The organism is Selenomonas sp. ND2010 (assembly GCF_000702005.1).
Taxonomy (GTDB): domain Bacteria; phylum Bacillota; class Negativicutes; order Selenomonadales; family Selenomonadaceae; genus Selenomonas_A.
In genome coordinates this window covers 129,000-142,880 of the sequence record NZ_JNKI01000003.1, presented here as the reverse complement: position 1 = coordinate 142,880, position 13,881 = coordinate 129,000, and the positions used below count along the sequence as shown (strand labels likewise).

General features: G+C 49.7%; 21 protein-coding genes. All 21 read left to right on the top strand.

The features are described 5' to 3' along the window. The first annotated feature begins 9 nt into the window (after positions 1 to 9). The 21 genes from aroH (at position 10) to rplE (ending at position 13,868) form a co-directional block, all read left to right on the top strand. A complete protein-coding gene (gene aroH / locus T504_RS0103525) occupies positions 10 to 372 on the top strand; it encodes a chorismate mutase (protein ID WP_033169672.1) in 363 nt (120 codons plus the stop codon). Positions 373 to 541: 169 nt separating this feature from the next. Further along, a complete protein-coding gene (gene tkt, locus T504_RS0103520; RefSeq protein WP_033169671.1) occupies positions 542 to 2,545 on the top strand; it encodes a transketolase in 2,004 nt (667 codons plus the stop codon). A gap of 234 nt (positions 2,546 to 2,779) precedes the next feature. Then, the gene (locus T504_RS0103515; RefSeq protein ID WP_033169670.1) at positions 2,780 to 3,025 is read left to right on the top strand and encodes a ribosomal L7Ae/L30e/S12e/Gadd45 family protein; all 246 of its coding nucleotides are present in this window, start codon (positions 2,780 to 2,782) and stop codon (positions 3,023 to 3,025) included. 90 nt (positions 3,026 to 3,115) lie between these two features. After that, positions 3,116 to 3,493, top strand: coding sequence for a 30S ribosomal protein S12 (gene rpsL / locus T504_RS0103510; RefSeq protein WP_021771527.1), 378 nt, complete (start codon positions 3,116 to 3,118; stop codon positions 3,491 to 3,493). A gap of 41 nt (positions 3,494 to 3,534) precedes the next feature. Next, positions 3,535 to 4,005 (top strand): 30S ribosomal protein S7, encoded by a 471-nt coding sequence (rpsG, locus tag T504_RS0103505; protein WP_005842089.1) that lies wholly within the window; start codon positions 3,535 to 3,537, stop codon positions 4,003 to 4,005. Positions 4,006 to 4,040: 35 nt separating this feature from the next. Further along, positions 4,041 to 6,119: an elongation factor G gene (fusA, locus tag T504_RS0103500; protein ID WP_033169669.1), complete on the top strand. Its 2,079-nt coding sequence runs from the start codon at positions 4,041 to 4,043 to the stop codon at positions 6,117 to 6,119. Positions 6,120 to 6,136: 17 nt separating this feature from the next. Next, positions 6,137 to 7,330 (top strand): elongation factor Tu, encoded by a 1,194-nt coding sequence (tuf, locus tag T504_RS0103495; RefSeq protein ID WP_033169668.1) that lies wholly within the window; start codon positions 6,137 to 6,139, stop codon positions 7,328 to 7,330. Positions 7,331 to 7,507: 177 nt separating this feature from the next. Next, the gene (gene rpsJ / locus T504_RS0103490; protein WP_014423834.1) at positions 7,508 to 7,819 is read left to right on the top strand and encodes a 30S ribosomal protein S10; all 312 of its coding nucleotides are present in this window, start codon (positions 7,508 to 7,510) and stop codon (positions 7,817 to 7,819) included. 18 nt (positions 7,820 to 7,837) lie between these two features. Then, the gene (gene rplC, locus T504_RS0103485) at positions 7,838 to 8,482 is read left to right on the top strand and encodes a 50S ribosomal protein L3 (RefSeq protein WP_033169667.1); all 645 of its coding nucleotides are present in this window, start codon (positions 7,838 to 7,840) and stop codon (positions 8,480 to 8,482) included. 23 nt (positions 8,483 to 8,505) lie between these two features. After that, on the top strand, positions 8,506 to 9,129 hold the full coding sequence (gene rplD, locus T504_RS0103480; RefSeq protein ID WP_033169666.1) for a 50S ribosomal protein L4: 624 nt from the start codon (positions 8,506 to 8,508) through the stop codon (positions 9,127 to 9,129). Continuing rightward, entirely contained in the window at positions 9,129 to 9,410 is a 282-nt protein-coding gene (gene rplW / locus T504_RS0103475; protein ID WP_033169665.1) for a 50S ribosomal protein L23, read from the top strand. The genes rplD and rplW overlap by 1 nt, the downstream gene beginning before the upstream one ends. A 23-nt stretch (positions 9,411 to 9,433) precedes the next feature. Further along, entirely contained in the window at positions 9,434 to 10,261 is an 828-nt protein-coding gene (gene rplB, locus T504_RS0103470; protein WP_033169664.1) for a 50S ribosomal protein L2, read from the top strand. A gap of 52 nt (positions 10,262 to 10,313) precedes the next feature. Continuing rightward, positions 10,314 to 10,595, top strand: coding sequence for a 30S ribosomal protein S19 (gene rpsS / locus T504_RS0103465; protein WP_033169663.1), 282 nt, complete (start codon positions 10,314 to 10,316; stop codon positions 10,593 to 10,595). A gap of 21 nt (positions 10,596 to 10,616) precedes the next feature. Beyond that, a complete protein-coding gene (rplV, locus tag T504_RS0103460) occupies positions 10,617 to 10,952 on the top strand; it encodes a 50S ribosomal protein L22 (RefSeq protein ID WP_033169662.1) in 336 nt (111 codons plus the stop codon). A gap of 16 nt (positions 10,953 to 10,968) precedes the next feature. Further along, entirely contained in the window at positions 10,969 to 11,637 is a 669-nt protein-coding gene (rpsC, locus tag T504_RS0103455; RefSeq protein ID WP_033169661.1) for a 30S ribosomal protein S3, read from the top strand. Beyond that, positions 11,637 to 12,080, top strand: a complete 444-nt coding sequence (rplP, locus tag T504_RS0103450; protein ID WP_033169660.1) for a 50S ribosomal protein L16 — start codon at positions 11,637 to 11,639, stop codon at positions 12,078 to 12,080. Before rpsC ends, rplP begins: the two co-directional genes overlap by 1 nt. Further along, positions 12,070 to 12,264: a 50S ribosomal protein L29 gene (gene rpmC, locus T504_RS14400; RefSeq protein ID WP_033169659.1), complete on the top strand. Its 195-nt coding sequence runs from the start codon at positions 12,070 to 12,072 to the stop codon at positions 12,262 to 12,264. Before rplP ends, rpmC begins: the two co-directional genes overlap by 11 nt. Before the next feature lie 36 nt (positions 12,265 to 12,300). Continuing rightward, a complete protein-coding gene (gene rpsQ, locus T504_RS14395) occupies positions 12,301 to 12,558 on the top strand; it encodes a 30S ribosomal protein S17 (protein ID WP_033169658.1) in 258 nt (85 codons plus the stop codon). A 30-nt stretch (positions 12,559 to 12,588) separates the two neighbouring features. Continuing rightward, the gene (rplN, locus tag T504_RS0103435) at positions 12,589 to 12,957 is read left to right on the top strand and encodes a 50S ribosomal protein L14 (RefSeq protein WP_033169657.1); all 369 of its coding nucleotides are present in this window, start codon (positions 12,589 to 12,591) and stop codon (positions 12,955 to 12,957) included. A gap of 18 nt (positions 12,958 to 12,975) precedes the next feature. After that, positions 12,976 to 13,308, top strand: coding sequence for a 50S ribosomal protein L24 (gene rplX / locus T504_RS0103430; protein ID WP_033169656.1), 333 nt, complete (start codon positions 12,976 to 12,978; stop codon positions 13,306 to 13,308). Between the two features lie 20 nt (positions 13,309 to 13,328). Further along, positions 13,329 to 13,868: a 50S ribosomal protein L5 gene (gene rplE, locus T504_RS0103425; protein ID WP_033169655.1), complete on the top strand. Its 540-nt coding sequence runs from the start codon at positions 13,329 to 13,331 to the stop codon at positions 13,866 to 13,868. The last annotated feature ends 13 nt before the right edge of the window (positions 13,869 to 13,881 follow it).

The following is a 13,881-nucleotide window of genomic DNA, read 5'->3' as shown; positions in this document are numbered from 1 at the left end:
AGAAAAACCATGAGAGGCATTCGTGGTGCTATCACCGTTGGAGAAAACAAAAAAGAAGAGATATGGCAGGCTGCTAGGATTTTGTTGTCGCAGATTTTGCGCCGCAATAAAGTGCAGGCTGAGGACATTGGTGCAGTTATTTTTTCTGCTACGGATGACCTCACCGCAGCATTTCCATCTACAGGTGCTCGTCAGCTTCCGGGCTTTGATTTAGTTCCATTATTTGATACGCGCCAATGTGCGATTGATGAATCGATGGATCATTGCATCCGTGTTTTGTTATTAGTGGATACCGAACGCAAACAGTCTGAAATTCAGCATGTCTATATGGGGCGTGCGCAAGAATTGCGTCCGGATTTACGTAATTTCTGATTTTTATTCGGCAATTGTCAAACAATGAAACCGTATATAATCGTTTCTTACGAAGCAATAAAAGAAATTTATGAAAATACGCAAGAATACTGTACATTTACCGAGGAATCTAGTAGAATGAAGTTTGTGATATAATACAAATCTTTCATAGGATAAGGAGAGATATACCTTGAGTAACATCGATACGACTTGTGTTAATGCCATTCGTGTTTTGGCAGCAGATGCAATCCAAAAGGCTAATTCCGGTCATCCGGGGCTGCCGCTCGGCAGTGCAGCTATGGCTTATGAGCTGTGGGCTAAACATATGAAGCATAACGGCAAGAACCCGAAATGGGCGAACCGCGATCGTTTTGTACTTTCGGGCGGCCATGGTTCCTCGCTGCTGTATTCCCTGCTTCACTTCTTTGGCTATGGCCTGACGCTGGATGATATGAAGCAGTTCCGCCAGGATGGGTCGCTGACGCCGGGACATCCTGAGTATGGTCATACGGTGGGTGTTGAAGCTACGACTGGCCCGCTGGGTGCTGGTATGGGCATGGCTGTTGGTATGGCAATGGCTGAGGCGCATCTGGCTGCTGAATTCAATCGTCCGGGTTATGAAGTCGTTGACCATTATACCTTCGCATTGGGTGGCGATGGTTGCATGATGGAAGGTATTTCCTCCGAGGCTTTCTCTTTGGCTGGTACGCTGGGACTGTCCAAACTGATTATCCTCTACGATTCCAACAAGATTTCCATCGAAGGTGACACGGATATTGCTTTCACGGAGAATGTTCAGGCTCGTATGGCATCTTTCGGCTTCCAGACGATTACGGTTGAAGATGGCAATGACCTTGAAGCTATTGGCAAGGCAATTGAGGCTGCTAAGGCAGATAAAGAACATCCGTCCTTCATCACGGTCAAGACGCAGATTGGTTACGGTTGCCCGGCTAAACAGGGCAAGGCTAGTGCTCATGGCGAACCGCTGGGTGAAGAGAATGTAAAAGCCCTTAAGGAGAATCTTGGCTGGCCGGAACCGGAGAAGACCTTCAACATTCCGCAGGAGGTTTATGCACATTACGAAGAACTCGCTGCCCAGGGTGCAGCTGAGGAGGAGAAATGGAATAAGCTCTTTGCTGAGTATTGCGAGAAATTCCCGGAAGAAAAAGCTCGTTGGGAGAAATTCCATGCTCCGGTTGATGCAGAGCAGCTGATGAATGACGAAGCATTCTGGGCTTATGAAGATAAAGCACAGGCAACGCGCAACCTTTCCGGTGTTATGATTAATCGCATCAAGGATATGGTTCCGCAGCTCATCGGTGGTAGTGCTGACTTGGCACCGTCCAACAAGACGATGATGAATGGCGAGAGCGATTTCAGCAAGGATAACTATGCTGGCCGCAACCTGCATTTTGGTATTCGTGAGCTGGCTATGGCTGCTATGGCTAACGGCATTACGCTTCATGGCGGACTTCGTACGTATGTCGCTACGTTCTTCGTATTCAGTGATTATACGAAACCAATGATGCGTCTGGCTTCGCTTATGAATATTCCGGTTACTTATGTACTGACGCATGACAGCATTGGCGTTGGCGAAGATGGTCCGACGCATGAACCGATTGAACAGCTCGCCATGCTGCGCGCTATGCCGAATCTCAATGTATTCCGTCCGGCTGATGCTACGGAAACGGCTGCTGGCTGGTATTTAGCTATCACGGCGGATAAGACGCCGACGGCACTGGTGTTGACTCGTCAGAATCTGCCACAGCTGGCTGGCTCCAGCAAAGAGGCGCTCAAGGGTGCTTATGTCGTTTCCGAGGCAAAGGATGCGGCTAACATGGATGGTATCCTGATGGCTTCTGGTTCGGAAGTTTCGCTGGCTGTTGATGCTCAGGCTGAGCTTGCTAAAGAAGGATTGGATGTTCGCGTTGTTTCGATGCCGTGCTTGGATCTCTTTGAACAGCAGAGTGATGCGTACAAGGCAAGTGTCCTGCCGAAGAATGTTCGTGCCCGTGTATCGGTTGAGGCACTTTCGGATTTTGGCTGGGGCAAATATGTAGGCCTTGATGGTGCATCCATTTGCATGGAGGGCTTTGGTGCTTCAGCTCCGGGACCGTTGCTCTTCAAGAAATTTGGTTTCACGGTTGAGCATGTTGTTGAAGTAGCTAAGAAGGTTATTTCGGATAACAAATAATAAATATTGAAAACAATCCCCCGGTTAAGAGGATAATCCATCTTAGCCGGGGGATTGTTTATTACTCGTGGACTTTTTTATAAAAATGAAAAAAATTTTTAAGGTGTGATACGCTTGGTAGCGTGTACACATGAATCTTTATAAATAAAGTGTTGACAAGCATTTTGGCGGGTGCTAATATATAGAAGTGCCTGATTTGAGCGCATGATTTAGTGATACAGGGGAGTGAAAACAATGACACTGGATACACTGAAAAGTGCCAATCGGGTGATTGGTATCAAACAGGCTACCAAAGCTGTGAAACGTGGGAATGTCCAGACGGTTTTTGTTGCGGATGACGCAGACGACCGGGTTATCGAGCCGCTGAAAGTGCTTTGCCAGGAAAGTGAAATTCCGGTAGGCCATGCGGAGACGATGAAGGTTCTTGGACAGGCCTGCGGCATCGAAGTCGGTGCTGCAGCGGTGGCGGTCCTGAAGTAAGGTTCTAGTATATTTGTTAAAAACTTTAAAGCATCGCTTTGGAGTTTTAATAAATAATAAATTCTCAATATGAAGGAAGGAGGTGCATGTATGCCTACTATCAACCAGTTAGTTCGTAAGAGCAGAAAGAGCATGCAGGAGAAGTCCAAAGCACCAGCACTCAAGAATTGCCCGCAGAAACGTGGCGTTTGCACGCGTGTATACACGTCTACGCCGAAGAAACCGAACTCGGCACTGCGTAAGGTAGCTCGTGTTCGTCTGACGAACAGCATCGAGGTTACCGCATACATCCCGGGCATTGGTCATAATCTTCAGGAGCATAGTGTTGTTCTGATCCGCGGCGGTCGTGTTAAGGATCTGCCAGGTGTTCGTTACCACATCATTCGTGGTTCTCTCGATACTGCCGGTGTGCAGGATCGTGGTCAGGGCCGTTCGAAGTACGGTGCGAAACGCGCGAAAAAGAAATAATACAGCTTCGTAAATGAAGACTATGATAAGGAGGTAAATCAATGCCAAGAAAAGGTTCCGTACCTAAGCGTGACGTACTGCCGGATCCGGTGTACCACAGCAAAACGGTTACGAAATTCATCAACAAAGTAATGCTTTCTGGTAAGAAGAGCGTTGCTGAACGCGTTGTATATGATGCGTTCGAAACGATCCGTGCTAAAACGGGCAAGGATCCATTGGAAGTTTTTGAGACTGCTCTCAAAAACGTTATGCCGGTTCTCGAGGTACGCGCACGTCGCGTCGGTGGTGCTAACTACCAGGTTCCGGTTGAGGTTCGTCCGGATCGTCGTATGACGCTCGGCATTCGCTGGATCGTCAACTACGCACGTCTCCGCGGTGAGAAGACCATGGATGAGCGCCTCTCGGGCGAGCTCATGGATGCCGCAAACAACACGGGCGCAGCTATTAAAAAGAAAGAAGATACGCACAAGATGGCAGAGGCCAACAAGGCTTTCGCTCACTATCGTTGGTAATCCTTTCTTATAATTATTAAGGAGCGATATTAAAAGTGGCAAGAGAGTATTCCCTTGAAAAAACTCGTAATATCGGTATCATGGCTCACATCGATGCCGGTAAAACGACTACTACTGAGCGTATCCTCTTCTACACGGGTGTAAATCACAAAATCGGTGAGGTTCATGAAGGCGCTGCTACCATGGACTGGATGGTTCAGGAGCAGGAACGTGGTATCACGATTACGTCTGCTGCAACGACCTGTCACTGGAAAGACCATCGTATCAACATTATTGATACGCCGGGTCACGTGGATTTCACGGTAGAGGTTGAGCGTTCCTTACGTGTCCTTGATGGCACAGTTGCAGTTCTGACTGCACGTGGTGGCGTTGAGCCGCAGACTGAGACCGTATGGCGTCAGGCTGAGCGCTATCATGTTCCGCGCATGGCGTATGTCAACAAGATGGACATCACCGGCGCAAACTTCTTCAACGTTATCAATATGATGCACGAGCGTCTGCAGGCTAATGCCGTTGCAATCCAGCTGCCGATCGGCGCTGAGGACACGTTCGAAGGCATCGTCGACCTGGTCAAGATGGAAGCCATCGTTTATGAGGATGACCTCGGCAAAGTTGCTGACGAGGTTGAGATCCCGGCTGACATGAAAGAGCAGGCTGATGAGTATCGTGAGAAACTCTTAGAGGCTCTCTCCGAGCTCGATGACGAATTCATGGAGAAATATCTCGGTGGCGAAGAGATTTCGGAAGAGGAGATCAAGAAGGTAATCCGTAAGGGTACCCTCTCTGGTGAACTCGTTCCGGTAACCTGCGGTACGTCGTATCGCAACAAGGGCGTTCAGCCGCTGCTCGATGCCATCGTTGATTATATGCCGGCTCCGACGGATATCCCGCCGATCGCTGGTGTAAATCCGGATACTGGTGCAGAAGACCATCGCCCGTCTAGCGACAGCGAGCCGTTCTCCGCACTGGCATTCAAGATCATGACTGACCCGTACGTCGGTAAGCTTGCATTCTTCCGTGTGTACTCCGGTGTACTCGATGCAGGTTCCTACGTATTCAACTCCACGAAGGGCAAGAAAGAGCGTATTGGCCGTATCCTCCAGATGCATGCCAACAACCGTAAGGAAATCGATAAGGTTTACTCCGGTGACATCGCTGCTGCTGTCGGTCTGAAAGATACGACGACGGGCGACACGCTCTGCGATGAGGCACATCCGATTATCCTCGAGTCCATGGAATTCCCGGATCCGGTTATCTCTGTTGCTGTTGAGCCGGCAACGAAGAACGACCAGGAGAAGATGGGCGTTGCGCTCCAGAAACTCGCGGAAGAGGATCCGACGTTCCGTGTTCGCACAGATCAGGAAACTGGCCAGACGATCATCTCTGGTATGGGTGAGCTTCACCTCCAGATTATCGTTGACCGTATGCTCCGCGAGTTCCATGTTGACTGCAAAGTCGGTGAGCCGCAGGTTGCATATCGTGAGACGATCCGTAATACGGTTAAGGCTGAAGGTAAGTTTGTTCGTCAGTCCGGTGGTCATGGTCAGTATGGTCATTGCTGGCTCGAACTCATTCCGCAGGAGCCGGGCGAAGGCTTCAGCTTCGAAAACAAGGTCGTTGGTGGTGCGATTCCGAAGGAATTCATCAACCCGATCGAGGCCGGCGTAAAGCAGGCTATGGAAGCTGGTGTTGTCGCTGGTTATCCGATGGTCGACATCAAGGCTATCGTATTCGATGGTTCTTATCACGAGGTCGACTCCTCTGAGGCAGCATTCAAGGTTGCTGGCTCCATGGCATTCAAGAACGGCTGCGAAAAGGCTAACCCGGTTCTCCTTGAGCCGTACGTTAAAGTCGAAGTCGTCGTTCCGGAAGAGTACATGGGCGATGTAATCGGCGATCTGAACTCCCGCCGCGGTCGTATCGATGGTATGGAAGCGCGCAATGGTGCTCAGGTCATCAACGGATTTGTTCCGCTTTCCGAAATGTTCGGTTATTCGACGGATCTCCGTTCCAAAACTCAGGGCCGAGGGAACTACAGCATGGAAGTAGCTTACTATGATGAAGTTCCTAAAAATATAGCCGAAAAGGTTATTGCTAAAAACAAAGGCGAATAAGGGAGGAAAATTTTACAATGGCTAAAGAAAAGTTTGAAAGAACTAAACCGCATGTTAACATCGGCACCATTGGTCACGTTGACCATGGCAAGACGACGCTGACGGCTGCTATCACGAAAGTTCTGTCCGAGACGGAAGGCTGCAAGGCTGCATTCGAGGATTATGCAGATATCGATAAAGCTCCGGAAGAGCGTGAGCGCGGTATCACCATCAACACGGCACACGTTGAGTATGAGACGCAGAAACGTCATTATGCACACGTTGACTGCCCGGGCCATGCTGACTATGTCAAGAACATGATCACTGGTGCTGCTCAGATGGATGGTGCTATCCTGGTTGTTTCCGCTGCTGATGGCCCGATGCCGCAGACTCGTGAGCACATCCTGCTCGCTCGTCAGGTCGGTGTTCCGGCAATCGTTGTCTTCCTGAACAAAGTTGACCAGGTTGACGATGAAGAGCTTCTCGAGCTCGTAGAGATGGAAGTTCGTGAGCTGCTCTCCAGCTACGATTTCCCGGGCGATGACATTCCTGTTGTTGCTGGTTCCGCTCTGAAAGCTCTCGAGGGCGATGCTGACATGAAAGCTAAGATTGTTGAGCTCATGAACGCTGTTGATGAGTACATCCCGACTCCGACTCGTGACACGGATAAACCGTTCCTGATGCCGGTCGAGGACGTCTTCACGATCACTGGCCGTGGTACGGTTGCTACGGGCCGTGTTGAGCGTGGTGAGCTGAAACTGAACGATACGGTTGAGATCGTTGGTCTGCAGGATGAGCCGAAACAGACGGTTGTTACGGGTATCGAGATGTTCCGTAAGATGCTCGACAGCGCTGTTGCTGGTGATAACATCGGTGCTCTGCTCCGTGGTATCGACCGCAAAGAGATCGAGCGCGGCCAGGTTCTGGCTAAGCCGGGCACGATCAACCCGCACACGAAGTTCAAAGCTCAGGTTTATGTCCTGACGAAAGAAGAGGGCGGCCGTCATACTCCGTTCTTCACGAACTATCGTCCGCAGTTCTACTTCCGTACGACGGACGTTACGGGTGTTGTTTCCCTGCCGGCTGGCACGGAGATGGTTATGCCTGGCGATAACGTCGAGATGGACGTTGAGCTCATCACCCCGATCGCTATCGAGAAGGGTCTGCGTTTCGCTATCCGCGAAGGTGGTCACACGGTTGGTGCTGGCCGCGTAACGGAAGTTGAAGGCTAATTTCCAAGTCAATTAAACCATAGGTAAGAGCGGCGCTCGCGTCGCTCTTATTTAAAGGTTTAAAATAATATGGTACCCCCCAATGCGATGACGTGGCAGATGGCTCGGCATTGTCCGAGGGAACTGTTACGGAGAAATGTTTGGGCCGAGAGTCCGGACGATAAGGAGGAAAAACAATTGTCTAAGAATCAAAAGATTAGAATCCGTTTGAAGGCTTATGATCATAAAGCCCTCGATCAGAGCGCAGTAAAGATTGTGGATACTGCAAAGAAGACTGGTGCAATGGTATCTGGTCCGATTCCACTCCCGACGGAGAAAAATATCTACACGATTTTGCGTTCCCCGCATGTCAATAAAGATTCCCGCGAGCAGTTCGAGATGAGAACTCATAAGCGTCTTATCGACATCCTGCAGCCGACGAACAAGACGGTGGATGCGCTGATGCGCCTTGACCTTCCGGCTGGTGTAGACATCGAAATCAAATTATAATCCGAGGAGGTGGAATGAATGTCTAAAGCAATTTTAGGTAGAAAACTGGGCATGACTCAGATCTTCACGGAAGAGGGCAAAGTTGTTCCTGTTACGGTTGTTGAGTCTGGTAACAACATCGTTATCCAGAACAAGACGGTCGAAAATGACGGTTACAATGCTGTTCAGCTTGGCTTCGGTGAAGTTAAGGAATTTAAAGTAAATAAACCAATGAAGGGTCATTTCGCTAAAGCTGGTGTTAAACCGGTCAAATTCATCCGCGAGATGCGTCTTCAGGATCCTTCTGAATATAAAGTCGGTGATTCCATCGGCGTTGACATATTTAGTGCTGGAGAATTAGTCGATGTTACGGGTACTTCCAAAGGTAAAGGTTTTGCCGGCGGTATCAAACGTCACAACTTCGCCCGTGGTCCTATGGGACATGGTTCCAAATCCCACCGCGAGCCGGGTTCCACTGGCGCAATGATCAGTGGTCCTGGTGGACGCGTGCTCAAAGGCAAGAAGCTGCCGGGCCGCATGGGTGGCGAGCGCGTTACGGTTCAGCGCCTCACGGTTGTCCGTGTTGATGCAGACCGCAATCTCATTCTCATCAAGGGCGCTATTCCGGGCCCGAAGAAGAGCTTCGTTGTGATCAAAAATACCGTTAAACCGGGCAAAAACTAATTGGAAGGAGGAAAACCTAAATTATGGCTAATGTAGCAGTTTATGACATCACCAACAAAAAAGTTGGCGATATCGAATTGAATGACAGCATCTTCAGCGTAGAGATGAACGCAGGCCTTCTGCATCAGGCTGTTGTAATGCAGCTCGCAGCACAGCGCCTCGGCACGCATGCTACGAAGACGAGAAGCTTCGTCCGTGGTGGTGGCCGCAAACCTTGGAAGCAGAAAGGCACTGGTCGTGCACGTGCTGGTTCGACGCGCAGCCCGCTGTGGGTCGGCGGTGGTACGGTCTTCGGTCCGCATCCGCGTAAGTACGCTTTCACGATGCCGCGTAAACAGCGTCGCCTCGCTATCAAATGCGCACTTTCCGATAAAGTTAAGAGCGGTGAGCTCGTAGTTCTCGACAGCCTCAACTTTGATGCTCCGAAAACGAGCCAGGTCGTCAAAATGCTTGGCGATTTCAGCGTTGACTCCAAAGCACTCCTCATCACTTGCGATGAAGCTGAGAATGTAGAGAAGTCCGCACGCAACATTCCGGGTGTAAAAGCTATCAACACGATGGGCCTGAATGTCTTTGATATCCTGAATCATGACAAACTGTTCATCACGAAGGATGCCATCACCCGTATCGAGGAGGTATTCGCATAATGGAAGCACGTGATATCCTGATCCGTCCGCTGATCACTGAGAGAACGACTCAGCTCATGGCTGAGGGCAAATACGTCTTCGTTGTTGCGAAAGCAGCCAACAAGATCGAGATTGCTAAAGCTGTTGCTGAAATCTTCAACGTTAAAGTTGAAAAAGTCAACACAGTCAATGTACTGGGGAAAACGAAACGCATGGGCCGTACGATGGGCAAGCGTTCTGACTATAAAAAAGCTATCGTTAAACTCGCTGCTGGCGAAAGCATTGAGTTCTTCGAAGCATAATTGAGAAAAGGAGGTACATTTAAGTGGCAGTAAAGAGTTTTAAACCATATTCTGCAGGCCGTCGCTTCATGACCGTTGCTTCGTTCGACGAAATCACGGCAAGCAAGCCTGAGAAATCCCTGACTGAGCGCCTGACGAAAAAAGGCGGCCGTAACCAGCAGGGTAAACTGACCGTTCGCCATCAGGGTGGCGGCCACAAACGTCTTTATCGCGTGATCGACTTCAAACGCAATAAGGACGGTATCCCGGCTCGCGTCGCTACCATCGAGTACGACCCGAACCGCAGCGCGCGCATTGCTCTCCTCAACTATGTTGATGGTGAGAAGCGCTACATCCTCGCACCGAATGGTCTCAAGGTTGGTGACAAGGTTGTTTCCGGTCCGGAATCCGATATCAAAGTCGGTAACGCTCTTCCGCTGAAGAACATTCCGGTTGGTACGACGATCCATAATATTGAGCTCAAGATTGGCAAGGGTGCTCAGCTCGTTCGTAGTGCTGGTACTTCTGCTCAGCTCATGGCAAAGGAAGGCGATTATGCTCTCCTTCGTATGCCGTCTGGCGAGCTCCGTAAGGTTCACATCAACTGCCGTGCAACGATCGGTGAAGTTGGTAACCACGAGCATGAGAACATCACGATTGGTAAAGCAGGCCGTAACCGTTGGCTGGGCGTTCGTCCGGAGAACCGTGGTACTGCAATGAACCCGAATGACCATCCGCATGGTGGTGGTGAGGGTCGTTCCCCAGTCGGCCGCAAGAACCCTGTTACGAAGTGGGGCAAATGCGCTATGGGTGCCAAGACTCGTCGCAAGAAAGCTTCGGATCGTCTCATCGTCAAAGGACGTACGAAATAATCATAGAAATCGACAGGCTGCCTGATGCTGCCTGACGAAAGGAGGAGACACTTTGTCAAGATCTATTAAAAAGGGACCTTACGTTGCAGAAAGCCTCATGAAGAAAATCGAGGCTCTCAACGAAGCTAACGATAAAAAAGTTGTAAAGACCTGGTCGAGAAGCTCCACGATTTTCCCTGATTTCGTCGGTCATACGATTGCCGTTCATGACGGCCGTAAACATGTGCCGGTTTACATCACGGAAGATATGGTTGGTCATAAACTCGGCGAATTCGCACCGACCCGTACGTTCAAGGGTCATGCTGGCGAAGAGAGAAAGACCGGACTTAGATAATTTTGCGAAAGGAGAATCCTTGTGGAATCTAAAGCAGTAGCTAAATTTGTTCGCATCACTCCGCGCAAAGTTCGTATCGTCCTGGATCTTATCCGTGGCAAGAACGTTGCAGAGGCATTTGCGATCCTTAAATTCACGCCGAAAGCTGGCGCTGATGTAGTAGAGAAGGTTCTGCGTTCCGCTGTTGCAAACGCTGAGAACAATTTTGATATGGACGTTGATAAGCTGTTTATCAAAACGGCTTTCGCTGACCAGGGTCCGACGCTCAAACGTATCCATCCGCGTTCCCGTGGACAGGCTTTCAAGATTTTGAAGCGCACGTCCCATGTAACCATCGTCGTCGACGAGAAGAACTAATAAGGAGGGAAACGGATTGGGTCAGAAAGTAAATCCGCATGGTATTCGTCTTGGCATCGTCAAGACTTGGGATGCTAAGTGGTATGCAGATAAAGATTTTGCAGCAAACCTGCATGAAGATATTAAAATCCGTGACTATCTGAAGCAGAGCCTTCAGGCAGCCGGTGTGTCCAGAATCGAGACGGAGCGCAGCAAAAACCGTCTTAAGCTGACGATCCATACTGCTAAACCGGGTATGGTAATCGGCCGCGGTGGTTCGGGCATTGAGCAGATCAAAGAAGGTCTGAAAAAATACACGGAAAAACGTGTTGACATCAACATTGCTGAAATCAAACAGCCGGATATGGACGCAACGCTTGTTGCTGAGAACATCGCTCAGCAGCTGGAGCGCCGCATCGCTTTCCGCCGCGCAATGAAGCAGGCCGTTGGCCGCACGATGCGTCTCGGCGCAAAGGGCATCAAGGTCGCTCTGGGTGGCCGTCTCGGCGGTGCAGAAATTGCCCGCAAGGAATCCTACCGCGAAGGCAGCATTCCTCTTCACACGCTGCGTGCTGATATCGATTATGGTACGGCAACGGCTCATACGACTTACGGCGATATCGGCGTAAAAGTATGGATCTTCAAGGGTGAAGTTCTTCCGGAAAGAAAGCAGCGCAAGGCTGTAGCTGAAGGGAGCGAAGCTTAATGTTATTACCAAAGAGAGTAAAATATCGCAAACAGTTCCGTGGCCGTATGAAGGGTAAAGCTCATCGCGGCAACACGGTTAGCCATGGTGAGTATGGTCTGGTCGCTCTTGAGCCGGCTTGGATCACGAACCGCCAGATTGAGGCTGCTCGTATCGCTATGACCCGTTACATCAAACGTGGCGGTCAGGTTTGGATTAAAATCTTCCCGGATAAGCCGGTAACGGCTAAACCGGCTGAGACCCGCATGGGTTCCGGTAAAGGTTCGCCGGAATACTGGGTTGCAGTTGTTAAGCCGGGCCGCGTCCTCTTTGAGATGGACGGCGTATCCCGTGAAGTTGCACAGGAAGCTATGCGTCTTGCAGGCCACAAACTGCCGATCAAGACGAAGTTCGTTGTTAAAGAAGACACTAAAGCAGAGGGCGGTGAAGTAAATGAAGGTTAATGAGATTCGTGAGATGAGTGCTGACGAGCTTAACCAGAAACTTGCTTCGCTCAAAGAGGAACTGTTCAACCTCCGTTTCCAGCTCGCTACTGGCCAGCTTGAGAACCCGATGCGTATCAAAGAAGTAAAGAAGACGATCGCTCGTATTAAGACGATCCAGCGCGAGACTGAGCTCAAGGCTTAATCGCAAACTGATATGCAGAAGGAAGGAGGCTCCCTAATGAGCGAAAGAAACGTACGTAAAGTAAGAATCGGTAAAGTCATTTCCGATAAAATGGATAAAACGGTTGTCGTTGCTATCGAGGAACTCGAGCAGCACAAACTGTACAAAAAGCCGGTAAAGAGAACGGTTAAGTTCCATGCCCATGATGAGAAAAACGATGCTCATGTTGGCGATAAAGTTTCTCTGATGGAAACTCGCCCGCTGTCCAAGACGAAACGTTGGAGAGTTGTCGAAGTAATCGAGAGAGCTAAATAATCCAAAAATATCGAAGAAGGAGGTCAAACAATGATCCAACAGCAAACTATCCTGAATGTTGGCGATAACACTGGTGCAAAAGAAATCATGTGCATCCGTGTTCTCGGCGGTTCTTATCGCAAATACGCTAACATTGGTGATGTAATCGTAGCTGCAGTCAAATCGGCTGCACCGGGCGGCACGGTCAAGAAGGGCGATGTCGTTAAAGCAGTTGTAGTTCGCAGCGTAAAAGGCCTGCGTCGTACGGATGGCTCTTACATTCGTTTCGATGAGAACGCAGCCGTTATCATCAAAGACGATAAGACTCCGAAAGGCACGCGTATTTTCGGACCGGTAGCTAGAGAGCTTCGCGATAAAGACTTCATGAAGATCGTATCTCTGGCTCCTGAAGTACTTTAATTGTGAGGAGGTGCGATTTTGGCATTCGTTAAATTGAACGTAAAAAAGGGCGACACGGTCGTTGTGCTGTCCGGTAAAGATAAAGGCAAACAGGGCAAAGTCGTTACGGCTATGCCGAAAAAAGGTAAGGTTGTTGTCGAGGGCGTTAACAAAGTAAAACGTCACACGAAACCGAACCAGAAGGCTCCGCAGGGTGGTATCCTCGTTAAAGAGGCTCCGATGCATGCTTGCAAAGTTATGCTCGTTTGCCCGGCTTGCTCCAAAGCAACGCGCGTTGCTCACAAAGAAGTAAATGGTAAGATGGTTCGCGCCTGCAAGAAATGCGGCGAAGTTATCGACCAGACGAAATAATCAGGAAAGGAGGAGCATAAGTGGATAGATTACAGGAAAAATACCAGAATGAAGTTTGCAAGGCAATGACCGAGAAATTCGGTTATAAAAACGTCATGCAGCTTCCGAAAATCGAGAAAGTCATCATCAACATGGGTGTTGGCGAAGCTGTCGGTAACCCGAAAGCTCTGGATTCTGCTGTTGGTGATCTGACGATCATCTCCGGTCAGAAACCGCTGCTGACTCGTGCAAAAAAATCTCTCGCTGCTTGGAAGCTTCGTGAAGGCATGCCAATCGGCTGCAAAGTAACGCTGCGCGGCACGCGTATGTATCAGTTCCTCGACAAGTTCATGAACGTTGCACTTCCGCGTGTTCGTGACTTCCGTGGCGTAAGCGACAAAGCTTTCGATGGTCGCGGTAACTACGCTATCGGCCTCAAAGAGCAGCTGATCTTCCCGGAAATCGAGTACGATAAAATCGACAAGATCCGTGGCATGAACATTGTTATCGTTACGACGGCACAGACGGATGAAGAAGCCAGAGAGCTCCTGAAACTCATGGGTATGCCGTTCAGTGCATAAGGAGGTAAGGAAA

Coding starts and splice junctions, on each gene's coding strand:
- aroH (WP_033169672.1), top strand. CDS start 10: ATGAGAGGCATTCGTGGTGCTATCACCGTTGGAGAAAACAAAAAAGAA.
- T504_RS0103515 (WP_033169670.1), top strand. CDS start 2,780: ATGACACTGGATACACTGAAAAGTGCCAATCGGGTGATTGGTATCAAA.
- rpsL (WP_021771527.1), top strand. CDS start 3,116: ATGCCTACTATCAACCAGTTAGTTCGTAAGAGCAGAAAGAGCATGCAG.
- rpsG (WP_005842089.1), top strand. CDS start 3,535: ATGCCAAGAAAAGGTTCCGTACCTAAGCGTGACGTACTGCCGGATCCG.
- tuf (WP_033169668.1), top strand. CDS start 6,137: ATGGCTAAAGAAAAGTTTGAAAGAACTAAACCGCATGTTAACATCGGC.
- rplC (WP_033169667.1), top strand. CDS start 7,838: ATGTCTAAAGCAATTTTAGGTAGAAAACTGGGCATGACTCAGATCTTC.
- rplD (WP_033169666.1), top strand. CDS start 8,506: ATGGCTAATGTAGCAGTTTATGACATCACCAACAAAAAAGTTGGCGAT.
- rplW (WP_033169665.1), top strand. CDS start 9,129: ATGGAAGCACGTGATATCCTGATCCGTCCGCTGATCACTGAGAGAACG.
- rplP (WP_033169660.1), top strand. CDS start 11,637: ATGTTATTACCAAAGAGAGTAAAATATCGCAAACAGTTCCGTGGCCGT.
- rpmC (WP_033169659.1), top strand. CDS start 12,070: ATGAAGGTTAATGAGATTCGTGAGATGAGTGCTGACGAGCTTAACCAG.
- rpsQ (WP_033169658.1), top strand. CDS start 12,301: ATGAGCGAAAGAAACGTACGTAAAGTAAGAATCGGTAAAGTCATTTCC.
- rplN (WP_033169657.1), top strand. CDS start 12,589: ATGATCCAACAGCAAACTATCCTGAATGTTGGCGATAACACTGGTGCA.